The organism is Streptomyces diastatochromogenes (assembly GCF_002242805.1).
In the GTDB taxonomy this organism is placed as follows: Bacteria; Actinomycetota; Actinomycetes; order Streptomycetales; family Streptomycetaceae; genus Streptomyces; species Streptomyces diastatochromogenes.
In genome coordinates this window covers 75,085-98,685 of sequence record NZ_MCGQ01000031.1, presented here as the reverse complement: position 1 = coordinate 98,685, position 23,601 = coordinate 75,085, and the positions used below count along the sequence as shown (strand labels likewise).

The following is a 23,601-nucleotide window of genomic DNA, read 5'->3' as shown; positions in this document are numbered from 1 at the left end:
ATGTGCGCGTCCCACACGGAGATCACCAACATGAGCAAGCGGAACAGTCAGGCGTCGAAGTCGGCGGCCCGGGAGCGGCTGCGCCAGGAGCGCGAGCGGCAGGCCAAGCGCGCCAAGGTCAGGCGGCAGGTCATCGTGGCCGCCTCGGTCGTGGGCGTGCTGGCCGCGGCCGGCGGCATCGGCTACGCCGTCGTCCAGATGAACAAGCCCAGCTACTGGGAGGGCCTGAAGGACGCCTCGGTCGTCGCCCCGGCCAACACCACGGGCACGAAGGGCACCACCGTCGTCATCGGCAAGGACACCGCCAAGAAGACCCTCAAGGTCTACGAGGACCCGCGCTGCCCGGTGTGCGCCGCGTTCGAGCAGACCGTCGGCTCGACGGTGAAGAAGGACATCGACGCCGGCAAGTACAAGATCCAGTTCATCAGCGGCACGTTCATCGACAACCACGACAACGGCGTGGGCTCCAAGAACGCGCTGAGCGCACTGGGCGCGGCGCTCAACGTCAGCCCCGAGGCGTTCCTCGAGTACAAGACCGCGCTGTACTCCACGAAGTGGCACCCGGACGAGAACACCGACAAGTTCAAGGACGACAGCTACCTCATCAAGGTCGCCGACACCGTGCCCGCGCTGAAGAGCAACGCGAAGTTCCAGGACGCGGTCAAGAAGGGCACCTACGACGCCTGGGCGATGGCCATGTCGAAGACCTTCGACGACAACAAGGACGGCGTGACGGGCACCCCGAGCTTCGTCATGGACGGCAAGAAGCTCACCACCGGCAACCAGGGCAACCCGCCCATGTCGGTGGCCGACTTCAACACGGCGGTGGACGCGGCTCTCAAGGGCTGACGCCTATCTGGCGATTCGTCAGAATCTGATCACCGCATGAAGAGCGGGCGAACTTTCGGAGTTCGCCCGCTCTTGCGCATACCGATCAGTAACCTGATGGGTCGTGACCAGTCGATACCAGCCATCCGAGGCCGCCAAGCGCCTCAACTCCCTTTCGCCCCGCCGCCGTACGGTCGTCAAGGCCGCGGCGGCGACCGCTGTCCTGGCCGGCCCGCTCGCCGCCGCCCTCCCGGCGCGCGCCGCCACGGACGCCCCCGCCTTCCTGCACGGCGTCGCCTCGGGCGACCCGCTGCCCGACGGCGTCCTGCTGTGGACCCGGGTGACCCCCACCCCCGAGGCGATACCCGGCTCCGGGCTCGGCCCGGACACCGAGGTGAGCTGGGTCGTCGCCAAGGACAAGGCGCTGACGACCATCGTCGCCAAGGGCTCGACCACGGCGAGCGCGGCCTCCGACCACACCGTCAAGGCCGACATCCGCGGCCTGGAGCCGGCCACCGACTACTGGTTCCGCTTCTCGGCCGGCGGCACCGACTCCCCGGTGGCGCGCACCCGCACCGCGCCGGCGGCGGACGCTGCCGTCCCCGGCCTGCGCTTCGGCGTGGTCTCCTGCGCCAACTGGGAGGCCGGCTACTTCTCCGCCTACCGCCACCTCGCGGCCCGCAGCGACCTCGACGCCTGGCTGCACCTCGGCGACTACATCTACGAGTACAAGTCCGGCGAGTACGCGGCCCGGGGCACGGTCGTCCGCCCGCACGCCCCCACGAACGAGATCATCACCCTCGCCGACTACCGGATCCGGCACGCGAAGTACAAGACCGACCCCGACCTGCAGGCGCTGCACCTGAAGGCGCCGGTCGTCGCGATCTGGGACGACCACGAGTTCGCCGACAACGCCTGGTCGGGCGGCGCGGTCAACCACACCGAGGGCGCCGAGGGCACCTGGACGGCTCGTCAGGCCGCCGCCAAGCAGGCCTACTTCGAGTGGATGCCGGTCCGTCCCGCGATCGCCGGCACCACCTACCGCCGGCTGCGCTTCGGCAAGCTCGCCGACCTCTCCCTGCTGGACCTGCGCTCCTTCCGCTCCCAGCAGGCCGCGACGGCCAGCGGCTCGGTGGACGACCCGAACCGTACGATCACCGGCCGGGCCCAGCTCGACTGGCTGAAGGCCGGACTGAAGGCCTCCGACACCAAGTGGCGGCTGGTCGGCAACTCGGTGATGATCTCGCCGTTCTCCTTCGGCTCCCTCTCCGCCGACCTGTTCAAGCCGCTCGCCAAGCTGCTCGGGCTGCCGCAGGAGGGCATCGCCGCCAACACCGACCAGTGGGACGGCTACACCGACGACCGCCGCGAGCTGCTGGACCACCTGCGCTCCAACGCCATCGGCAACACCGTCTTCCTGACCGGTGACATCCACATGGCGTGGGCCAACGACGTGCCGGTGGACGCGGGCACCTACCCGCTGTCGGCCTCGGCGGCCACCGAGTTCGTGGTGACCTCGGTGACCTCCGACAACCTCGACGACATCGTGAAGGTCCCCGAGGGCACCGTCTCCGCGATCGCCTCGCCGCTCATCAAGGCTGCCAACCGGCACGTCCACTGGGTGGACACCGACCGCCACGGCTACGGCGTCCTGGACATCACCTCCGACCGTGCGCAGATGGACTACTACGTCCTGTCCGACCGCACGGCCGCCGACGCGACCTCCTCCTGGGTGCGTTCGTACCGCACCCGCAGCGGCACGCAGAAGGTGGAGCGCACCTACGACCCGGTGTAGCCGAGCCTTACAGGCTGTCGAGGAAGCCGAGCGCCACCCGCCAGGTGGCCTCGGCAGCCTCCGCGTCGTAGTCCGGCAGCCCGGGGTCGGTGTACAGGTGCCCCGCCCCGGCGTACCGGTAGACCTCCACGTCCGCCCCCGCCCTGCCCATCTGCAGGTACCAGGCGCTCAGCCAGTCGTCCGTCTCGAACGGGTCCGGCTCGGCCACGTGCAGCTGCACCGGCAACTCGTCCACCCGCGTGTTCGGCGCGAGGTCCGAGGTGCCGTGCAGGAGCAGCAGGCCGCGTGCCTTCTCGTCGCCGAGGGCCAGGGTCTGCGCGATGGAGGCGCCGAGCGAGAACCCGGCGTACACGAGCCCCCGCTCCGAGTACGGCGCCGCCGCCAGCACGGCCCGCTTGAGCAGCTCCTCCTTGCCGATCCGCTCCTTGAACTCCATCCCCTCCTCGACCGTCTCGAACGTGCGCCCCTCGAAGAGGTCCGGCGTCCACACCTCGTGGCCCGCCGCGCGCAGCCGGTCCGCGGCCTCGCGCACCGCGGGCCTGAGCCCGTAGGTCGAGTGCAAGAGCATGATGTTCATGAGGCCATGGTGCCAGCCGGGTACGACAACGCCGTAGCGCGGCCTTTCCCGGGTGCGCCGCGAAGTCGCAGGTTCATGACGCCGCGAGCCTGGTAAGACGCGAAGACATGGAGAATGTGCTCCGCCCCCTCATCGTGCTCGGCGGCTCGGTCCTGCTCACCCTGGCCATCGGCTGGGCCACCGACCGACTGCTGCGCAAGGCCGACGAACGAAACCCCGAAACCCCTCTGTGGGACCTGCTGCGGCGCGGCCGCATCCCCTATCAACTCGTGCTGTGCGCCGCCCTGCTCAGAGGCTCCTACGACCACGCGAACCTGCTGCAGCGGCATCACACCGGCGTGGGCCGGACCCTGACCCTGGTGCTGATCGGGTCCGCCGCCTGGCTGGTGATCCGGATCGCCGCGGCGGTCGTCGAGACCTCCTACACCCGGTACGCGCGGGCCCACCCGGACGCCGCCCGGGTGCGCCGGGTGCGCACCCAGGTGGAGCTGATCATGCGGGTGGTCTCCGCGATCGTGATCGTGGTGGCGAGCGCCTCGATGCTGCTGACGTTCCCGGCAATGCGCGCGGCCGGTGCCTCGCTGCTGGCCTCCGCCGGCATCCTCGGCATCGTCGCCGGCGTCGCCGCCCAGTCGACGCTGTCGAACATGTTCGCGGGGCTGCAGATCGCCTTCGGCGACATGGTGCGTATCGGCGACACGGTGGTGGTGGACGGCGAGTGGGGCACGGTGGAGGAGATCACCCTGACCTTCCTGACGGTACGGACCTGGGACGAGCGACGGATCACGATGCCGGTGTCGTACTTCACCTCCAAACCCTTCGAGAACTGGTCGCGGGGCACTCCGCAGATGACGGGCACCGTCTTCTGGCACCTCGACCACGGCGCGCCGATCGAGGCGATGCGCGAGAGGCTCCGCGACATCCTGCGTCAGTGCCCGGCCTGGGACGGCCGCAATTACAACCTGTACGTGACGGACGCCACCCCGAACACCATCCAGGTGCGCGCCCTGGTGACCGCGAAGGACGCGGACGACATCTGGACGGTCCGGGTCACCGTCCGCGAGCAGATGATCACCTGGCTGTCGGCCGAACACCCCTACGCCCTGCCCCGCGTCAACACCGCCGACGCGGTCCTGCCGCCGGGGCTGACCGCACGGTCCGTCAACGGCCCCGCTCGCTACCCCCGTTGACCTGGATCACCTGCGAGGTGACATGCCCGGCTTCGGGCGAGGCCAGCCAGCGCAGGGTCGCGGCCACATCCCCGGGTATGCCGGCGCGGCCGGTCACGGTGTCGGCGATGAGCCGCTGCCGCCGCGCCTGGTCCATGGTGTCTCCGAAGAACTCGGTGTCCTCGATGTACCCGGGTGCCACCACGTTCACGGTGATGCCGCGTGGCCCCAGCTCACGGGCGAGGTCATGGGCATAGGGATGCAGCCCCGCCTTGGCCGCCGCGTACGCGCCGCTGCCCGAACCCCGGTACGCGGCAATGGAACTGAGGAAGAGCACCCGGCCGCCGGGCTCGGCGAGCCGGTCCTTGAGGGCTTCGGTGAGGAGGGCGGCCGTGAGTGTGTTCAGCCGGAAGTTGACCGTCCAGTTGTGGAACACCCGGTCGAGGGGGTCGTCGCTGCCGGCCGGGGGCTCCAGCTGCCCCGCGCCGCCCGCGCTGTGCACGAGCACGTCGACGGTGCCGAACTCCTCGGCCACGAACCGGGCGACGCCCCGCACGTCACCGGGTTCGGCCAGATCCGCGGCATAGGTGAGCGCCCTGGGCACCCCTGCCTTCTCCAGCACCTCCGCGCGCCGCCCGAGCAGCAGCACCCGGTCCCCGTCCGCGGCGAAGGCGTGCGCCGTCGCGAGGCCAATTCCCGTACCGCCACCACTGATCACGATGTTGCGAGTCATGATCCGAGAGTACGAACGCCGCCCGGCGCACGCTTCCGGTTATCCACAACCCCGGTCTGCTTGTATGAGAATCAGCGCAGGCTCCGCACATCGAGATGCCTCAGCACCCGGTCCACGATCTCCGGATCCGCCCCGGGCTCACTCCGTGCGGCCAACACCTCGTGCCGAGCCGCACTCAGCATCTCCCCTTGGATCCGCCTCACCCGCTTCACCCGCCGCTCCCGCTGCTGGTGCGCCTCCCGCCGCTCCGCCTCCCCCATGTCCGGGCTGATCCGGATCCCGATGTCGAAGGCCCGCCGCAACATCTGCTCCGCCAGCTCCTCCGGCAACTCCTCCACCTGCTCGATCTCCCGCAGCCTCCGCCTGGCGGCCTTCGTGGCCCGTCGCGCCAGCTCCTCCTCGAACTCCGTCTCCCGCTCGGAGTCGGCCCGCACCCCCAGCCGCTTCACCAGCCAGGGCAGTGTCAGCCCCTGCAGCACCAGCGTGGCGATGATCACCCCGAAGGCGATGAAGACGATCTCGTCGCGGTCGGGGAAGGGGGATCCGTCGTCCGTCTTGAGCGGGATCGCGAGCGCCAGCGCCACCGAGGCCACCCCACGCATCCCGGACCACCACATCACGACGGTCTCGCGCCAGCTCACCGGGATGTCCTCGTCGTAGTCCCGCAGCGCGTGCAGCCGCTTGGTCAGCCAGGTCGCGGGCACCAGCCACAGCAGCCGTACGAGGACGACGACGCCGACGATCGTGGCGGACCAGCCGATCAGCTCGCCCCAGCGCCCGGTCGCCGTCCTGATCGCGTTGTGCAGTTCGAGGCCGATCAGCCCGAAGGCGACACCGGTGACGAGCGTGTCGATGATGTCCCAGAAGGTGTACCCGGCCAGCCGGGTCATCACGTCGTCGGCATCGGTGGCGTACTCGGCGAGGAAGAGGGCCGTGGTGAGTACGGCGAGCACCCCGGACCCGTGCAGCTCCTCCGCGAGGACGTAGGAGGCGTACGGCACCAGCAGGGTCAGCCCGATCTGCAGGGTGGGGTCGCCGAGCAGGTCCATCAGCTTGTTCGCGCCCCAGCCGAGGGCCAGCCCGATCACGACGGCGACCACGGCCGACAGGACCAGGTCGACACCGGCTCGCCAGGCCGAGAACTCCCCGCTCACGGCGGCGGCGATCGCCACGTGGTAGAGCACGATGGCCGTGACGTCGTTGAAGAGCCCCTCGCCCTCCAGGATCGACACCAGACGGCGCGGCAGTCCGAGCTGCCCGGCGACGGCGGTGGCCGCGACCGGGTCCGGCGGGGCGATCAGGGCGCCCAGCGCCACGGCGGCGGCGACCGGCAGACCGGGCACGATCGCATGGGCGACGGCGGCCACACACACTGTCGTCACGAACACCAGGGCGACCGCCAGCAGGAAGATCGGCCGCTTGTTCGCCGTGAACTGCCGCCACGAGGTCCGCCGTACGGCGGCGTAGAGCAGCGGCGGCAGCAGTCCGGGCAGGATCAGCTCGGGCGGGATCTCCACGTCGGGCACGAAGTCGGTCACCGCCAGAGCCCCGCCGAACACGGTCATCAGCACCGGCGCCGGCAACCCCAACCGGTCCCCCACCGGGACGCTCACCAGGGCCCCGAGCAGCACCACGAACAACAGAGCCAACTGATCCACGGCCGGCGCTCCGGGAGTCGACGATCACACGGCAGATGTCCAGCCTGCCACGGCCCCCCGCGCACCGGCCGTCACGGCGCCTCGGCTACAGGACGCGCCGCATCGCCCGGTGCGGGATCCCGGCCTCCGGGTACTCCGGGCCGTACGCCTCGTACCCGAGGCGCTCGTAGAAGCCCAGGGCGTGGGTCTGCGCGTGCAGGTCCACGGCGGCCAGGCCACGCGCGCGTGCCGCCTCCTCGATGGCGCGCACCAGGGCCACGCCGACGCCCAGCCCGCGCGCCTCACGGGCGACGGCGAGCCGCCCCAGGGCGCCCACCGAGGCGTCCCCGCCGGTCTTCGCGGCGGCCGCCTCGCCGTACAGCAGCCGGCCGGTGCCGAGCGGCACGCCGTCCTCGCGGACCGCCAGCACATGCACGGCGGCTGCGTCGTACGCGTCGTACTCGATGTCCTGCGGAACACCCTGCTCGACGACGAAGACCTCCTTGCGCACCGCGAAGCAGGCCTCGCGGTCGGCGGCGTCCTCGGCGATCCGGACGGTGTACGGCGTGCTCACCCGTACGTCTCCTCGCGGACCAGGTCGAGGGCGCTCTGCAGGTCCTCCGGGTAGTCGCACGCGAACTCTACCCACTGCCCGTCCCCGGGGTGCTCGAAGCCGAGCCGCACCGCGTGCAGCCACTGGCGGGTCAGGCGCAGCCGCTTGGCGAGGGTCGGGTCGGCGCCGTAGGTCAGGTCGCCGACGCAGGGGTGGCGGTGGGCGGCCATGTGGACGCGGATCTGGTGGGTGCGGCCGGTCTCCAGCTTCACGTCGAGCAGGGAGGCGGCGCGGAAGGCCTCGATGAGGTCGTAGTGGGTCACGGAGGGCTTGCCGTCGGCCGTGACCGCCCACTTGTAGTCGTGGTTCGGGTGCCGGCCGATCGGAGCGTCGATCGTGCCGCTCGTCGGGTCCGGGTGGCCCTGGACGAGGGTGTGGTAGCGCTTGTCGACCGTGCGCTCCTTGAACTGGCGCTTGAGCGACGTGTACGCGTACTCGGACTTCGCCACGACCATCAGGCCGGAGGTGCCGACGTCGAGGCGGTGCACGATGCCCTGGCGCTCGGCGGCGCCGGAGGTGGAGATCCGGTACCCGGCGGCGGCGAGTCCGCCGATGACGGTCGGGCCGGTCCAGCCCGGCGAGGGGTGCGCGGCCACGCCGACCGGCTTGACGATCACGACCACGTCATCGTCGTCGTGCACGATCTCCATGCCCTCGACCGGCTCGGCGACCACCTGCACGGGCGCGGGCGCCTGGGGCATCTCGACCTCGAGCCAGGCGCCTCCGCTCACCCGCTCCGACTTGCCGACCACCGTCCCGTCGACCTGGACCTTGCCGGCCGCGGCCAGCTCCGCCGCCTTGGTGCGGGAGAAGCCGAACATGCGGGAGATGGCGGCGTCGACGCGCTCGCCCTCCAGGCCGTCGGGCACGGGCAGGGTACGGATCTCGGGAATCGTGCTCACCCGACGAGTATGCCGGACGGCTCCGACGCTCCCGACCGAGCCTGTGGACAACGACCCCGCGCCGGCCGGTGTCAGTCCTTGTGGACGGTGCCGTCGGGGTCCAGGCCGCGGAAGGACAGCAGCACGATCAGGATGCCGCCGCACACGATCGCCGAGTCGGCCAGGTTGAACACCGCGAAGCCCTTGGGCGCGATGAAGTCCACGACCTCGCCCTGGAAGATCCCGGGCTCCCGGAAGATCCGGTCGGTCAGGTTACCGAGCGCGCCGCCGAGCAGCAGGCCGAGGGCGATCGCCCAGGGGAAGCTGTAGAGCTTGCGGGCCAGGCGGATGATCACCACGATCACGGCGGCCGCGATGAGCGTGAAGATGATCGTGAAGGCCGCGCCGAAGCCGAAGGCGGCGCCCGGGTTGCGGATGGCGTGCAGCTCCAGCAGGTCCCCGATCACCTGGATCGGAGCGTGGTGCTCCAGCTTCGCGACCACGATCATCTTGCTGATCAGGTCGAGGGCGTACGCGAACGCGGCCACCGCGAACAGCACGGCGATCCGGCGCCCGCGCCCGGTCCGCTGCGGTGCCGCCGCCTCCTGCTCACCCGCGTCGGGCACACCGGACGTCCGCTCGCCGCTGTCGTCCGGGGTGTCCGGCGTACCGATGATGCGCTCCGCCTCTGCCACGTGAGTCCCTCAACCTAGGTGCCTGACTGAGGACGAGAGTACGGCACACCCCGGGGGACCCTCGTGCTCAGGAGCGACGTTCCTGCTTCTGCTTGCACTCCACACACAGAGTGGCCCTCGGGAACGCCTGCATGCGGGCCTTGCCGATGGGATTACCGCAGTTCTCGCACAGGCCGTAGGTGCCCGCGTCGAGCCGTTCCAGGGCGCGCTCGGTCTGGATCAGCATCTCGCGCGCGTTGGCCGCCAGCGCCATCTCGTGCTCGCGCGTGATGTTCTTGGTGCCGGTGTCGGCCTGGTCGTCGCCGGCGCCGTCCCCGGAGTCCCGCATCAGGCCCACCAGGGAGGCCTCGGAGGAGCTGATCTCGGTCCGCAGCCGCTCCGCCTCGGACTGCAGCTCGGCGCGGGCCTCCTCGACCTCTTCCGGGGTCCAGGGGTCCTCGCCCGGGCGCACCGCCAGCTCGCCGGGCTCCACCGCGGCGACCCGCGCCTTGGGAACGGCGGTCTGCTCCGCCGTGGCCGTGCCAGGAGTCTTCTTCGCAACCACCGTCGTGGCTCCCGTCTGCTTCGCGGCCCGCGCCGCGCCCGCTTTCTTGGCCGTGCTCTTCCCGGCCGCCCCCGTGGAGACGCCCTCGGCGACCGCCTTCCCGCCGGCGGCCTTCTTCCCGCCCGCCTTCTCGGCAGCCCCCTCCACGACAGCTCCGGCACCCGTCTCCTCGACAGCCACCTCCTCGGAGGCCGTCTCCTCCACCACCACCTTCCTGCCCACCTTCTTCGCGCCGGCCGCCTCCTTGACGGCCCCCTTCTTGCCACCCGCCTTCGCGGTGGCCGCCTTCTTGGCACCCGCCTTCGCGCTGGCCGCCTTCTTGACGGCAGCCGTCCCCTTGGCGATCGCTTCGTCGGCAGCCGTCTCCTTGGCCATCGCTTCCTCGGCAGCCGTCTCCTTCGCAGCCGCCTTCCTGGCCACCGTTTTCGTGGCCGAGTCCTTGGCAGCCGTCCCCTTGGCAGCCGGTTCCTTCAGCGCGGCCTTCGTAGCCACAGCCTTCGTGGCGCGGTCCACGGCGGCGGTCCCCTTGACGGCCGATTCCTTTGCCGCAGCCTTCTTGGCCACCGCCTTCGTGGCACGGTCCTCGGCGGCCGTCACCTCGGCGGCCGATTCCCTCGCCGCCACCTTCGTGGCCGAGTCCTTGGCAGCCGCTCTCTTCGTAGCTGCCGTCCTCGTAGCTGCCGTTTCTGTGGCGATGGTCTTCGAAGCCGCAGCCTTCTCGGCCACTGCCTCCTTGGTCGCAGCCTCCGTGGCCACCGCCCCCTTGCCCGCCGTCCTCCCAGCCGCAGTCTTCCTGTCCGTCGTCTTCCCAACCGTCGCCTTCTCGACCACGGCCTCCTCGGCCACCGCCTCCCTGGCCGCCGCCCCCTTGCCCGCCGTCCTCTCAGCCGCAGCCCTCTTGGCCGTCGTCCTCCCAGCCGTCGCCTCCTCGACCGCAGCCTCCCCGGCCACCGCCACCTTGGCCACGGCTTTCCTGGCAGCAGGCTTGGTGCCGGCCTCCACAGCCGCCGTCCGCTTCCCTGCCTTCCCGACCGCCGTGCCCTTCCCGGCGGCTTCCCTGACCCCCGCACTCTTCCCGGCGGCTTCCCTGACCCCCGCGCCCCTCCCGGCCTCCCCGACCGCCGTACCCTTCCCGCGGCCCGGGGTCGCCGTCGGCCCCGCCCCCGCCGCCGCAGAGCCCTTCTTCGCCGCAGGACCCTGCTTCCGCCCGGCCGAGGCGGCACTCGCCCTCTTCGCGGCAGCGCCCGGGCCCTCCGCGGGTGGCTTTCTCGGTGTCTTGGCTGTCGCCGTGCTGCCCGGGGGCAGGGGGGAGCGCTCCGCTCCGTCGGCGCGGGTGTGGACCGTCTTCGGCGGTCCCGTCCGCCCGGCCGAGGCGGCACCCGCGCGCGTGGTCTTCTTGCCGCCGGCTCCCTTGGCCTCGCCGCCGGAGGCGGCCGCGCCCCGGGAGCGGCCGGTCGCCGGCAGCTGTACGGCGGTCTTCTTCGCCACCATGGCCGCGACCCCTTCACATATTGTGAACTTGCTCGCGAATCGTGCTGGGACGATAAATCGACTTGAGTCCCGCGGCAACGGGGCACACCGCCCGATTCGCCCGCCCGCACCCCCCGCGCAGCGGACCTGCATCCGTTGTGCCCAGCTCCCCGCCGGGTAATCCGCCGAGCCGGGCGCGCCCGCATACGGGCACCTGTACCCCTCGCCATTCGGGTCACCCCGCACCCTCCCCGACCAGGCCCCGGGGCGGGCCCGAAAAGCGGTCGGCCGCTGTCCGCGCGGCGCCGTACACTGGGCGGAGCGAAAAGCGTGGATGGGGACGAGTAGCGACGTACGCAGCCCAGAGCGACCCGGGGACGGTGTGAGCCCGGGGGCGAGCGCGACGCGAAGATCACCCCGGAGCCGCCGGAAGAAAGCCGTGGAGGACCCACGGCGAGTAGAGCCGGCTTCGCGACCCCAATGAGGGGGCTCACCGGCGCGTACGGCGCGCAGGGGAGCCAAGGAGGGTGGTACCGCGGGAGCGCGCCGCACACGGCGTAGCAGGAAAGAAGGCTCTCGTCCCTCCGACGGAAGGCAGCAAGTCCGTTGGAGGATGCTCGCAGATGACAGCGCCGACGTACCGCCAGGTGCCCGCCCAGGTCGACCTGCCCGCGCTTGAGCACGCGGTGCTCGACTTCTGGCGCGACCAGAAGATCTTCGCCAAGAGCCTGGAGCAGTCCGAGGGCCGCCCGGAGTGGGTGTTCTACGAGGGCCCGCCCACCGCGAACGGCATGCCCGGCGCCCACCACATCGAGGCGCGGGTCTTCAAGGACGTCTTCCCCCGCTTCCGCACCATGCGCGGCTACCACGTGGCCCGCAAGGCCGGCTGGGACTGTCACGGCCTGCCGGTGGAGCTGACCGTCGAGAAGGAGCTCGGCTTCAGCGGCAAGCAGGACATCGAGGCGTACGGCATCGCCGCCTTCAACGACAAGTGCCGCGCGTCCGTGCTCCGCCACACCGACGCCTTCGAAGAGCTCACGACCCGTATGGGCTACTGGGTCGACCTCAACGACGCGTACGTCACGATGGACCCCGAGTACATCGAGTCGGTCTGGTGGTCGCTGAAGGAGATCTTCAACAAGGACCTGCTGGTCCAGGACCACCGCGTCGCCCCCTGGTGCCCGCGCTGCGGCACCGGCCTGTCCGACCACGAGCTGGCGCAGGGCTACGAGACGGTCGTCGACCCGTCCGTGTACGTCCGTTTCCCGCTCACCTCCGGACCGCTCGCCGGCGAAGCCGCGCTCCTGGTGTGGACGACGACCCCGTGGACCCTGGTGTCCAACACGGCGGTCGCCGCGCACCCCGACGTGACCTACGTCGTCGCGACCGACGGCGAGGAGAAGCTCGTCGTCGCCGAGCCGCTCGTCGCCAAGGCGCTCGGCGAGGGCTGGGAGACCACGGGCCAGACCTTCACCGGCGCCGAGATGGAGCGCTGGAACTACCGACGTCCGTTCGAGCTCGTGGAGTTCCCGGAGCCGGCTCACTACGTGGTGAACGCCGAGTACGTCACCACCGAGGACGGTACGGGTCTGGTCCACCAGTCCCCCGCCTTCGGTGAGGACGACCTCAAGGTCTGCCGCTCCTACGGCCTGCCGGTCGTGAACCCGGTCCGCCCGGACGGCACCTTCGAGGAGGACGTCCCGCTGGTCGGCGGCGCCTTCTTCAAGAAGGCGGACGAAAAGCTCACCGCGGACCTCCAGCAGCGCGGTCTGCTCTTCAAGCACATCCCGTACGAGCACAGCTACCCGCACTGCTGGCGCTGCCACACCGCGCTGCTCTACTACGCGCAGCCCTCCTGGTACATCCGCACCACGGCGGTCAAGGACCGCCTGATCCAGGAGAACGAGAAGACCAACTGGTTCCCGGAGACGGTCAAGCACGGCCGCTTCGGCGACTGGCTGAACAACAACATCGACTGGGCGCTGTCCCGCAACCGCTACTGGGGCACCCCGCTGCCGATCTGGCGCTGCGAGGACGACCACCTCACCTGCGTCGGCTCCCGCGCGGAGCTGACCGAGCTGACCGGCACCGACCAGTCGGGCCTGGACCCGCACCGCCCGTACATCGACGAGGTCACCTTCGCCTGCCGTCACGACGGCTGCGGCAAGACGGCCACGCGCGTGCCGGAGGTCATCGACGCCTGGTACGACTCGGGCTCGATGCCGTTCGCGCAGTGGGGCTACCCGTACAAGAACAAGGAGCTGTTCGAGAGCCGGTACCCGGCGCAGTTCATCTCCGAGGCGATCGACCAGACGCGCGGGTGGTTCTACACCCTGATGGCCGTCGGCACACTCGTCTTCGACAAGTCGTCGTACGAGAACGTCGTCTGCCTGGGCCACATCCTCGCCGAGGACGGCCGCAAGATGTCCAAGCACCTGGGCAACATCCTGCAGCCGATCCCGCTCATGGACCAGCACGGCGCGGACGCGGTGCGCTGGTTCATGGCGGCCGGCGGTTCCCCGTGGGCGGCCCGCCGGGTCGGCCACGGCACCATCCAGGAGGTCGTCCGCAAGACGCTGCTGACGTACTGGAACACGGTGGCCTTCCAGGCGCTCTACGCCCGTACGTCGAACTGGGCGCCGTCCGCCGCGGACCCGGCCCCGGCCGACCGCCCGCTGCTGGACCGCTGGCTGCTGTCCGAGCTCCACGCGCTCACCGACCAGGTGACCCAGGCGCTGGAGGCGTACGACACCCAGCGCGCCGGCAAGCTGCTGTCCGCGTTCGTCGACGACCTGTCCAACTGGTACGTCCGCCGCTCGCGCCGCCGCTTCTGGCAGGGCGACAAGGCCGCGCTGCGCACGCTGCACGAGGTGCTGGAGACCGTCACGAAGCTGATGGCCCCGATCACCCCGTTCATCACCGAGCGGGTGTGGCAGGACCTGGTCGTGCCGGTGACCCCGGGCGCCCCGGAGTCGGTGCACCTGGCCTCCTGGCCCGAGGCGGACCTGGGCGCGATCAACCCGGACCTGTCGAAGCAGATGCTCCTGGTCCGCCGGCTGGTGGAGCTGGGCCGCGCCACGCGCGCGGAGTCGGGCGTCAAGACGCGCCAGCCGCTGTCCCGGGCCCTCATCGCCGCCACCGGCTTCGAGAACCTGGACCCCGAGCTGCACGTCCAGATCACCGAGGAGCTGAACGTCACCTCCCTGGCGTCCCTGTCCGAGGTCGGCGGCTCGCTGGTGGACACGACCGCCAAGGCCAACTTCCGCGCCCTGGGCAAGCGGTTCGGCAAGCGCGTCCAGGACGTGGCCAAGGCCATCGCGAACGCGGACGCGGCGGCGCTGTCCCTGGCCCTGCGCGAGGGCACGGCGTCGGTCGAGGTCGACGGGGAGACGGTCACCCTCGCCCCGGACGAGGTGATCATCACGGAGACCCCGCGCGAGGGCTGGTCGGTGGCGTCCGACTCGGGCGCGACGGTCGCCCTGGACCTGGAGATCACCGAGGTGCTGCGGCAGGCGGGCCTGGCCCGGGACGCGATCCGGCTGATCCAGGAGGCCCGCAAGAACAGCGGCCTGGACGTCGCCGACCGGATCGCCCTGCGCTGGACCTCCACGGACCCGGCGGTCATCGCGGCGCTGTCCGAGCACGCTGAGCTGATCGCCGACGAGGTCCTGTCGACCGACTTCGGCCAGGGTGAGGCGGACGGCACGTACGGCGACGCGTTCACCGACGAAGGTCTGTCGCTGACGTTCCGGCTGCGCAAGGTGTAAGCACCGGCTGTTCGAGAAGGGCCCGGTCTCCAGCGAGGAGGCCGGGCCCTTCTTCATGGGTTCCGGTCGGAGCACGTACTGTGCCCCCGCAGATCGACGCAGCCCCGCGCCCCTCAGGTACTCGTACGTACTCCTCCTCAACACGCGTAAAAAGGGCGGGGCCCCGGACCGAAGTCCGGGGCCCCGCCCTCTTGAACGCTGCCGACGCCGTTGTCGTACTAGTGTCCGCGGGCCGTCAGTTGTCGTCCTCGTCGATCAGGAACCCGCGCATCGGCGAGGGTGCCTGGCCCATCGGGGACGGACCCTGCGGACGGACCGGAGCCATGGGCTGGGTCATCGCGGGGGTCATCTGCTGCTGGCCGCCGTAGGACGGGGCGGACGGAGCAGGAGGGCCGCCCATCGTCTGGTTGCCGCCGTAGGACGGGGCACTCGCGCCGGCCGGAGCCATGGAGGGCGCCGGGGACGGCGGGAGCGACGCGGTGGCCGGGGTGCGCGGCGGAGCCAGGGAGTCGTCGGCCTGCGTCTCCAGCTGGCGCAGCTGCGACTCCAGGTACGACTTCAGACGCGTGCGGTACTCGCGCTCGAAGCCGCGCAGGTCCTCGACCTTGCGCTCCAGCGTGGCGCGCGCGGACTCCAGGGAGCCCATGGCAACGCGGTGCTTCTCCTGCGCGTCCCGCTCCAGCGCGTCGGCCTTGGCACGGGCGTCACGCTCCAGACCCTCGGCGCGGCTGCGGGCCTCGCCGACGATCTTGTTGGCCTCGGAGCGGGCCTCGGCGATCGCCTGGTCGGCGGTCTGCTGGGCCAGCGAGAGGACTCGGGCGGCGCTGTCGCCACCGGGGCCCTGACCGGGGCCGCCCATCGGACCGCCCATGGGGCCGCCCATCGGACCACCCATCTGCTGCTGCATGGGCGGCTGACCACCCATGGGGCCCTGACCCATCGGACCCTGACCCATAGGACCCTGACCCATAGGACCCTGGCCCATCGGGCCGGGACCCTGCGGGCCGCCCTGACCGCCGGGGCCGGCGGGCAGCTGCGGGGCACCGCTCGGCAGCTGGGGCGGACCACCCATGGGGCCACCCATCTGCTGCTGCGGCGGGCCCGATATGCCGGCGGGCACCGGAGCGCCGGGACCTCGCATGCCCTGCTGAGGCATTCCTTGCTGAGGCATTCCTTGCTGAGGCATCCCCTGCTGAGGCATCCCCTGCTGCTGATCCTGCGGCTCCGGAGGCTTGCGCATGTTCTGCTGGTTCTGGGCAGCAGCGCGCGTGGCCGCGGCCAGCTTGGCGCGCAGGTCCTCGTTCTCGCGGAGCAGACGGGTCAGTTCGGCTTCGACCTCGTCGAGGAAGGCATCGACCTCGTCCTCGTCATAGCCTTCTCGGAGGCGGACGGTCGTGAACTGCTTGTTCCGCACGTCCTCGGGGGTCAACGGCATCTCTTCACCTCAACGTAGTCATCGGCAGTCGGCAAGACCGTATCGTCCACCCTCATCACAGGAAGCTCTGCACAACGGAGATGAGGATGTAGACGATGATCATCAGTACGAAGAAGGACAGGTCGAGCGCCACGCCCCCGAGACGCAGCGGCGGAATGAACCGCCGCAGAAGCTTCAGCGGTGGATCGGTGACAGTGTAGGTGGCCTCCAGGACGACCACCATCGCCTTGCCGGGTTGCCACGAGCGGGCGAACTGGAAGACATAGTCCATGACCAGCCGGAAGATCAGCACGACGAGGAACACCATCAGCGCGATGTAGATCACCTGCGCGAACACGCTCATGGCCTGGGCTTCCCTCTCCCCTGTTCCGTACTTCTTTTCCGGTGGTGCGTCTCAGCTCTGGTTGAAGAACCCGCCCTCTGCGATGCGGGCCTTGTCCTCCGCCGTGACATCGACGTTAGCAGGAGACAACAGAAACACCTTCTGCGTCACCCGCTCGATGCTGCCGTGAAGACCAAACACCAAACCAGCCGCAAAGTCGACAAGTCGCTTCGCGTCTGTGTCATCCATCTCAGTCAGATTCATGATCACCGGGGTGCCCTCACGGAAGTGTTCCCCGATGGTACGGGCCTCGTTGTAGGTCCGCGGGTGAAGCGTGGTGATCCGGTAAGGCTCTCGTTCCGACACGACCTTGGGCATGATCACCGGTGCGTTCTTCTCCAGGGACTGACGTTCTTGTGTGATGGACGCCACGGGCGCGATGCGCGCCGGACGTCCGGATTCCGCGGCGAGCGAAGTCGAACGGGCCACCGGTTCGCGCTGCGCGGGCGGTTGCACGATTCGCACCTCTTCGTCCCTTTGGGACTGATGTGCACTGTGCGACTGGTGTGACGACTCGTGCCGTCGGTGGTCCCGCTCGGGCTCCGGGTCCAGTTCGGGCTCGAAGTCGTCGTCGGGGTCGAATCCGCGGCCGTCGTACCCATCGTCCTCCACGAGGCCGAGGTAGACCGCCATCTTGCGCATCGCGCCGGCCATGCTCTGAGTCCTCCGCTCTGTGGTGGATCGACTGACGACTGCCAAGTGCCCGCGATCCACGAGGTCGTTGTGCCCGCCTTCACAGGCATTGACCATATTTTCTGCTGTGGTCCGACTTCTTGGCGACGTTACCCGAGCCTGGGGCGGACTCCGAGTACCGCAGTGCCGACGCGCACATGTGTCGCCCCGGCTGCCACGGCCTGTTCGAGGTCCGCACTCATCCCTGCCGACACCATGGTTGCAGCCGGATGAGTTCGGCGCAGGTCAGTCGACAAATCCATGAGGCGCTCGAATGCCGCCTGTTCGCGTCCCGCGTACTCTCCGGTGAGCGGAGCGACGGTCATCAGCCCGTCGAGCCGCAGCCCGGGTGAACCGGCCACGAGGTCGGCCAACTCTTCGATTCCGCCGGGCGCCACGCCACCGCGCTCGCCCCGCAGGCTCTCGCCGGCGTCGAGCGCGACCTGGATGAGACACCCCACCTCGCGCTCCGCCCGCACGGCCTCGGTCGACAGCGCCGTGACGAGTCGCGCGCGGTCCACGGACTGCACGACATCGGCATAACCGACCACAGAACGTGCCTTGTTGGTCTGCAACTGACCGACAAAATGCCACTTAAGGGGCAGATCTGTGCAGGCTGCGGCCTTCGGTGCCGCATCCTGGTCGCGGTTCTCGGCGACATGAATCACACCGAGTTCCGACAAAATCCGCACATCGCTCGCCGGATAGGTCTTGGTGACCACGATCAGGGTCACCTCTTCCCGCCCCCGCCCGGCCGCCGCACACGCTGCGGCGATGCGCTGCTCCACTTTCGCCAGATTTCCGGCGAGTTCGGTCTTACGGTCCGTCATGCCCCATCAGTCCAGCCAGACATAGCCCGCGAGCCGCCCGGTGGTGCGGTCACGGCGGTACGAGAAGTGATCGCCCGACTCCAGCGTGCACACCGGCGATTGCGCCCGGTCGCACACTCCGAGCCGGTCGAGCTGCGCGTGCACTCCGGCGCTCACGTCGACCGCGGGCGTGCCCCAGCTCGTTTCGGCGTGCGCCGCCGGCTCGACGGCGGCCACTTCGGCGCGCATCTGCTCCGGTACCTCGTAGCACCGGCCGCAGACGGCCGGTCCGGTGCGGGCGACGATACGGGCCGGTTCGGCACCGAGTTCGGTCATGGCCCGTACGGCGGCGGGGACGATCCCCTTGACCATGCCGGGCCGCCCGGCGTGGGCCGCGGCCACGACCCCGGCGACGGGGTCGGCCAGCAGCACCGGCACGCAGTCGGCGGTGAGGACGGCGAGAGCCAGTCCCCGGCGGACGGTGATGATCGCGTCGACCTCAGGGACAGGCCGTTCGCCCCAGGGCGCGTCCACGACGGCCACGTCGGCGCCGTGCACCTGGTTCATCCAGACGACCCGACCGGCGTCCAGCCCGAGGGACTTCGCCGCCAGCTCTCGGTTCTCCCGCACCGCCGCGGCCTCGTCCCCGACGGCCCCGCCGAGGTTGAGCTCCTCATACGGAGCGGCGCTCACCCCGCCCCACCGGTCGGTGAAGGCGAAGTGCGCGCCGCTCACGCTCTCGCGCTGTCCTATCACTTCAGGAAGTCCGGGACGTCCAGTTCCTCCGCCGCGCTGTCCGAGTAGCTCCGCGAGGACGGGACCGGCGGGGCGGCCGGGATGTCGGCCACCGGCTCGGGCGCCGGCTCCGGCTCCTCCTTCGGGGTCACACTGCCGAGCGAGCCGAAGGACGGGCGGCTCTCCGGCTGGCGTGCCGGAGCGGGCTCGTCGCGGCGGGGCGCGGAGGAGGCGGAGGCCGAGCCGAGGATGTTGTCCCGGCGGGCCGGCGGCTGGCCGCCGTCGAAGCCGGCCGCGATCACGGTGACCCGCACCTCGTCGCCGAGGGCGTCGTCGATGACCGCGCCGAAGATGATGTTGGCCTCGGGGTGGGCGGCCTCGCTGACCAGCTGGGCCGCCTCGTTGATCTCGAACAGGCCTAGGTCGGAGCCGCCGGAGATGGAGAGCAGGACGCCCCGGGCGCCGTCGATGGACGCCTCCAGGAGCGGCGAGGAGATCGCCATCTCGGCGGCGGCCACCGCGCGGTCGTCGCCGCGGGCCGAGCCGATACCCATCAGGGCCGAACCGGCCTCGGACATGACCGACTTGACGTCGGCGAAGTCGAGGTTGATCAGACCGGGGGTGGTGATGAGGTCGGTGATGCCCTGGACACCGGAGAGCAGGACCTGGTCGGCCGACTTGAAGGCGTCGAGCACCGAGACCTGGCGGTCCGAGATGGACAGCAGCCGGTCGTTCGGGATGACGATGAGCGTGTCGACCTCTTCGCGCAGTTCGGCGATGCCGTCCTCGGCCTGGTTGGCGCGGCGCCGCCCCTCGAAGGTGAACGGGCGGGTGACCACGCCGATGGTGAGGGCGCCGAGGGAGCGCGCGATGTTGGCCACGACGGGCGCGCCGCCGGTGCCGGTGCCGCCGCCTTCACCGGCCGTCACGAAGACCATGTCGGCCCCCTTGAGGACCTCCTCGATCTCCTCGCGGTGGTCCTCGGCGGCCTTGCGGCCGACGGCCGGGTTGGCGCCGGCGCCGAGTCCGCGGGTGAGTTCACGGCCGACGTCGAGCTTGACGTCGGCGTCGCTCATCAACAGCGCCTGCGCGTCCGTGTTGATGGCGATGAACTCGACGCCCTTGAGACCGACCTCGATCATCCGGTTGATGGCATTGACACCACCGCCGCCGACACCGATGACCTTGATGACTGCGAGGTAGTTCTGCGGTGCTGCCACGTCGAAGGCCTCTCGCCTCGAATTACGTTGTCGCCTCCGGGCGGTTCCCCGCACCGGGACGACGGATGCCGAATGGGACGGTCCGAACGCCGACCCGAACCCTAACCCTGAAGTTTAGGGTTACCAGTGTGTCTGTTCCCTGGAGTCTTCTGAACAGGACACTAAGTCGACAAGTGGCGCCCGTTCAACGAACACGCCGAACCTCCCGTTTTTCTTTTCACCCTATGTGATCAGCCGTAGCAGTGCCCAACCAGGGTGCTGGCCTGCGCTGATGTGCGTCAACTCCCGGATGACGCAGGGGCGGTGGGGACGCTGACATCGAAGTGCCGCGCACCGGGAGCTGCTTTCATGAGAGCCGTGAGAGCCCGCGCCTTGACGCGGCCGCTCCCCCCGCTACCCCACGCCACCGTGCGGCCGTCGCCCAACTCCAGCGAGATGTCGTCGTAGGAACGGACTTGGACGGTCCGGGTGTCCCGCGCGACCGCGGCCGGCAGATCGCCGGCGACCTGGACCGCCTCGCGCACCAGCCGGTCGGTGCCGAAACGCCGGAAGCTCGCGGAACCGGAACCCGACCGGGATGCGGTCAATTCCAGCGTCGGAACGCCTTTCGGCGCCTGCGAAACCGTAGCGAAACGGACACCTTCATCGTCGACTTCGACGAAGTTCCCGGCTTTTCGGACAAGCAGCACGGGGGTGCGCTCGACCACTTTCAGGCCGATTCCATGGGGCCAGGAACGGACGACATCAACGGTGTCAATTCGGGGCAATTTCCGGCGAAGTCGGGCTTCGATGGCGTCCGTGTCGACGGAAATCATCGGATCCCCGACCGGTACGGAGGCGACCTCGCGCACGTCGGCGGGGGTCAGTACGCGGGTACCCGTGACCGAGACCTGCCGCACGCGCAGCCACGAGGAGCCGTACAACGCCCAAGCGGAACCCGCCCCGAGGAGCACCAGGGCGACAGTCAGGATGACGATCGTACGAAGGCGGGGTCTGCTCAACCGCCGCGCGGGCGGCGGGCCGGACGACTCCTGCTGGCGTTCACCGCGCTCGGCGGTCGTCGGTCCGGCCACGCTCACTGCCCCTTCGTCATACGGTCCTATCGGCGCGAGGCGATCGCCTCGTACACCATGCCGACGAGCAGCTCGTCGGCGTCCCGGCGGCCGAACTCGCTTGCCGAGCGGGACATCTCGTACAGCCGGTGCGGGTCGGCGAGCACGGGCAGCACGTTCTGCTGGACCCACTCGGGCGTGAGTTCCGCGTCGTCGACCAGGAGGCCGCCGCCGGCCTTGACCACCGGCTGGGCGTTCAGCCGCTGTTCGCCGTTGCCGATGGGCAGCGGGACGTAGGCGGCCGGGAGCCCGACGGCGGAGAGTTCGGCGACGGTCATCGCGCCCGCGCGGCACAGCATCATGTCCGCCGCGGCGTACGCGAGGTCCATCCGGTCCAGGTAACTTACCGGGATGTAGGGGGGCATTCCCGGCATCTGCTGCACCTGCGGCAGTTCGTTCTTCGGGCCGACCGCGTGCAGGATCTGGATACCGGCCTGCTGCAGCCAGGGGGCGACCTGCTGGACGACCTCGTTGAGGCGCCGGGCGCCCTGGGAGCCGCCGGTGACGAGCAGCGTCGGCAGGTTCGGGTCGAGCCCGAACATCGCGCGGGCCTCGGGGCGGGCGGCGGCGCGGTCCAGGGTGGCGATGGAGCGGCGCAGCGGGATGCCGATGTAGCGGGCGTCGCGCAGCTTGCTGTCCGGGGTGGAGACGGCGACCCGGGCCGCGTACCGCGAGCCGATCTTGTTGGCCAGGCCCGGCCGCGCGTTGGCCTCGTGGATCACGATGGGCACACCGAGCCGCTTGGCGGCCAGGTAGCCGGGCAGGGCGACGTACCCGCCGAAGCCGACCACACAGTCGGCCTTGGTGCGCTCCAGGATCTGCTCGGCGGCCTTGATCGTGCCGCGCAGCCGGCCCGGGACGGTGATCAGCTCGGGCGTGGGCTTGCGGGGCAGCGGCACCGCGGGGATCAGCGCCAGCTCGTAGCCGCGCTCCGGGACGAGCCGGGTCTCAAGTCCGCGTTCCGTGCCCAGGGCTGTGATCCCCACGGTCGGATCCTGCCTGCGCAGGGCGTCCGCGAGGGCGAGCGCGGGCTCGATGTGGCCGGCGGTCCCCCCACCAGCGAGTACGACATGCACCGAAATTCACCGCTCTCCGGACGAACGCGCCGCTGAGGCACGCCGTCGCATCGTGTTCCATCTCCGAGGCCCCCGATTCATCCTGGTGCCTCCAGCCCGCTTTCTACCAAAGCGAGGCTGCCGCATCGCAAGCGCCGCCCGCGCAGCGGGGTCGTCGCGTGCGAAGGCGATCAGCAGCCCGATGGCGAACATGGTCGGCAGCAGGGCGGACCCTCCGTAGGAGAACAGCGGGAGGGGGACGCCGGCGATCGGCAGCAGGCCGAGCACCGCACCGATGTTGATCACCGCCTGGGCGATGATCCAGGTGGTCACGCCTCCCGCGGCGTACCTCACGAAGGGGTCCTCCGTGCGTCCGGCCACGCGGATACCCGCATAGCCTAGAGCCGCGAACAGGGCGAGCACCGACAGCGTCCCCGCCAGGCCCAGTTCCTCACCGGTGACGGCGAAGATGAAGTCGGTGTGCGCTTCCGGCAGTTGGCCCCATTTTTCCACACTCGCACCGAGACCGGATCCGAAGAGTCCGCCGGAGGCCAGGGCGTAGATCCCGTGCACGGCCTGCCAGCAGTCGGCGACCCCTGACCTCGGCTCGGTGGCGCCGATGCAGGCGAGCCGGGCCATCCGGTTGGGGCTGGTCTTGATGAGGACGACACCGATCAGACCGGCGATGGAGAGCACCCCGGCGAACAGCCGGGTCGGTGCCCCCGCGAGCCACAGCAGGCCGAACAGGATCGCCGTGAGGATGATCGCGGTGCCCATGTCGCCGCCGAGCATGATCAGGCCCAGCAGCAGGAAGGCGACCGGCACCAGCGGCACCAGCATGTGCTTCCACTGGGTCAGCAGCTTCTTCTCCTGCTTGCGGGCGATCAGGTCCGCGCCCCACAGCACCAGGGCGAGCTTGCCGAACTCGCTGGGCTGGATCTGGAAGGAGCCGCCCAGGGAGATCCAGTTCTGGTTGCCGTTGACCGCCATCCCTATCCCCGGCACCTGCACCAGGGCCATCAGGAAGACGGCACCGGCGAGGATCGGGTAGGCCAGCGCCCGGTGCAGCTTCACCGGCATGCGGGAGGCGGCGAGCAGCAGTCCGCCACCGATCGCGGCGGCCAGGAACTGCTTGCGGAAGAAGTACGACCCCGGCAGCGACAGCTGCAGCGCGGTGATCTGGGAGGCCGAGTAGACCATCACCAGGCCCAGCACGGTGATCAGCAGGCTGCCGCCGAGGATCAGGTAGTAGGCGGTCAGCGGGCGGTCCCAGGCCTTGTGCGCGCGCGTGTAGAGCCGCAGGAAGGGGTTCTCGCCCGGCGGCCGGGGTGTCGCGGGCCTTTTGGCGGCGCGCTGAACCGGAGGACGGCCTGTACGGCTACTGGACATCACCAGCTCCTCGCACCCGCCGACCAAACCCGAGCCACATCCGCCTCACGCGTCCCTCCAAGGGCCCGAAGCACCCCAGGTGA

20 protein-coding genes are annotated in these 23,601 nt (G+C 70.2%); 4 read left to right on the top strand and 16 right to left on the bottom strand.

Annotated features, from left to right (window positions below):
• Window positions 1-30 precede the first annotated feature (30 nt).
• On the top strand, window positions 31-849 hold the full coding sequence (locus BEK98_RS31985) for a thioredoxin domain-containing protein (protein WP_094220308.1): 819 nt from the start codon (window positions 31-33) through the stop codon (window positions 847-849).
• A 103-nt stretch (window positions 850-952) separates the two neighbouring features.
• On the top strand, window positions 953-2,623 hold the full coding sequence (locus BEK98_RS31980) for an alkaline phosphatase D family protein (protein ID WP_094220215.1): 1,671 nt from the start codon (window positions 953-955) through the stop codon (window positions 2,621-2,623).
• 7 nt (window positions 2,624-2,630) lie between these two features.
• Here BEK98_RS31980 and BEK98_RS31975 read toward each other — a convergent pair whose 3' ends face one another.
• The gene (locus BEK98_RS31975; protein ID WP_094220214.1) at window positions 2,631-3,200 is read right to left on the bottom strand and encodes a dienelactone hydrolase family protein; all 570 of its coding nucleotides are present in this window, start codon (window positions 3,198-3,200) and stop codon (window positions 2,631-2,633) included.
• Window positions 3,201-3,307: 107 nt separating this feature from the next.
• Between BEK98_RS31975 and BEK98_RS31970 the strand changes: the two genes are divergently transcribed.
• Complete coding sequence (locus tag BEK98_RS31970; protein ID WP_094220213.1) at window positions 3,308-4,390, top strand: mechanosensitive ion channel family protein; 1,083 nt, start codon at window positions 3,308-3,310, stop codon at window positions 4,388-4,390.
• On the opposite strand, the gene BEK98_RS31965 is transcribed toward BEK98_RS31970, so the two are convergent.
• From BEK98_RS31965 to BEK98_RS51360, 6 genes are all read right to left on the bottom strand, one after another.
• A complete protein-coding gene (locus tag BEK98_RS31965; protein WP_094220212.1) occupies window positions 4,362-5,102 on the bottom strand; it encodes an SDR family NAD(P)-dependent oxidoreductase in 741 nt (246 codons plus the stop codon). The genes BEK98_RS31970 and BEK98_RS31965 overlap by 29 nt on opposite strands.
• Before the next feature lie 71 nt (window positions 5,103-5,173).
• Window positions 5,174-6,760, bottom strand: coding sequence for a Na+/H+ antiporter (locus BEK98_RS31960; protein WP_094220211.1), 1,587 nt, complete (start codon window positions 6,758-6,760; stop codon window positions 5,174-5,176).
• An 85-nt stretch (window positions 6,761-6,845) separates the two neighbouring features.
• Window positions 6,846-7,313 (bottom strand): GNAT family N-acetyltransferase, encoded by a 468-nt coding sequence (locus BEK98_RS31955; RefSeq protein WP_094220210.1) that lies wholly within the window; start codon window positions 7,311-7,313, stop codon window positions 6,846-6,848.
• Entirely contained in the window at window positions 7,310-8,254 is a 945-nt protein-coding gene (locus tag BEK98_RS31950; RefSeq protein ID WP_094220209.1) for an RluA family pseudouridine synthase, read from the bottom strand. The genes BEK98_RS31955 and BEK98_RS31950 overlap by 4 nt, the downstream gene beginning before the upstream one ends.
• Window positions 8,255-8,325: 71 nt before the next feature.
• Window positions 8,326-8,928 carry a signal peptidase II gene (lspA, locus tag BEK98_RS31945; RefSeq protein ID WP_094220208.1) on the bottom strand — a complete coding sequence of 201 codons (603 nt, stop codon included), beginning with the start codon at window positions 8,926-8,928 and terminating at the stop codon, window positions 8,326-8,328.
• Window positions 8,929-8,995: 67 nt separating this feature from the next.
• On the bottom strand, window positions 8,996-10,069 hold the full coding sequence (locus BEK98_RS51360) for a TraR/DksA family transcriptional regulator (RefSeq protein ID WP_425276637.1): 1,074 nt from the start codon (window positions 10,067-10,069) through the stop codon (window positions 8,996-8,998).
• 1,496 nt (window positions 10,070-11,565) lie between these two features.
• Here BEK98_RS51360 and ileS point away from each other — a divergent pair.
• Entirely contained in the window at window positions 11,566-14,709 is a 3,144-nt protein-coding gene (gene ileS, locus BEK98_RS31930; RefSeq protein ID WP_094220206.1) for an isoleucine--tRNA ligase, read from the top strand.
• 235 nt (window positions 14,710-14,944) lie between these two features.
• Here the strand turns inward: ileS and BEK98_RS31925 are convergent, their stop codons facing one another.
• The 9 genes from BEK98_RS31925 to ftsW form a co-directional block, all read right to left on the bottom strand.
• On the bottom strand, window positions 14,945-16,144 hold the full coding sequence (locus BEK98_RS31925; RefSeq protein WP_094220205.1) for a DivIVA domain-containing protein: 1,200 nt from the start codon (window positions 16,142-16,144) through the stop codon (window positions 14,945-14,947).
• A 55-nt stretch (window positions 16,145-16,199) separates the two neighbouring features.
• Window positions 16,200-16,487, bottom strand: a complete 288-nt coding sequence (locus BEK98_RS31920) for a YggT family protein (RefSeq protein WP_094220204.1) — start codon at window positions 16,485-16,487, stop codon at window positions 16,200-16,202.
• A 51-nt stretch (window positions 16,488-16,538) separates the two neighbouring features.
• The gene (locus tag BEK98_RS31915; protein ID WP_094220203.1) at window positions 16,539-17,180 is read right to left on the bottom strand and encodes a cell division protein SepF; all 642 of its coding nucleotides are present in this window, start codon (window positions 17,178-17,180) and stop codon (window positions 16,539-16,541) included.
• A 128-nt stretch (window positions 17,181-17,308) separates the two neighbouring features.
• Window positions 17,309-18,028, bottom strand: coding sequence for a YggS family pyridoxal phosphate-dependent enzyme (locus BEK98_RS31910; RefSeq protein ID WP_094220202.1), 720 nt, complete (start codon window positions 18,026-18,028; stop codon window positions 17,309-17,311).
• Between the two features lie 6 nt (window positions 18,029-18,034).
• On the bottom strand, window positions 18,035-18,763 hold the full coding sequence (gene pgeF, locus BEK98_RS31905) for a peptidoglycan editing factor PgeF (RefSeq protein ID WP_094220201.1): 729 nt from the start codon (window positions 18,761-18,763) through the stop codon (window positions 18,035-18,037).
• Window positions 18,760-19,962: a cell division protein FtsZ gene (ftsZ, locus tag BEK98_RS31900; protein WP_094220200.1), complete on the bottom strand. Its 1,203-nt coding sequence runs from the start codon at window positions 19,960-19,962 to the stop codon at window positions 18,760-18,762. The genes pgeF and ftsZ overlap by 4 nt, the downstream gene beginning before the upstream one ends.
• 278 nt (window positions 19,963-20,240) lie before the next feature.
• Window positions 20,241-21,035 carry a cell division protein FtsQ/DivIB gene (locus BEK98_RS31895; protein ID WP_094220307.1) on the bottom strand — a complete coding sequence of 265 codons (795 nt, stop codon included), beginning with the start codon at window positions 21,033-21,035 and terminating at the stop codon, window positions 20,241-20,243.
• Window positions 21,036-21,061: 26 nt separating this feature from the next.
• Window positions 21,062-22,150, bottom strand: coding sequence for an undecaprenyldiphospho-muramoylpentapeptide beta-N-acetylglucosaminyltransferase (gene murG, locus BEK98_RS31890; protein WP_094220199.1), 1,089 nt, complete (start codon window positions 22,148-22,150; stop codon window positions 21,062-21,064).
• Between the two features lie 6 nt (window positions 22,151-22,156).
• A complete protein-coding gene (gene ftsW / locus BEK98_RS31885) occupies window positions 22,157-23,518 on the bottom strand; it encodes a putative lipid II flippase FtsW (protein ID WP_094220198.1) in 1,362 nt (453 codons plus the stop codon).
• Window positions 23,519-23,601 lie beyond the last annotated feature (83 nt).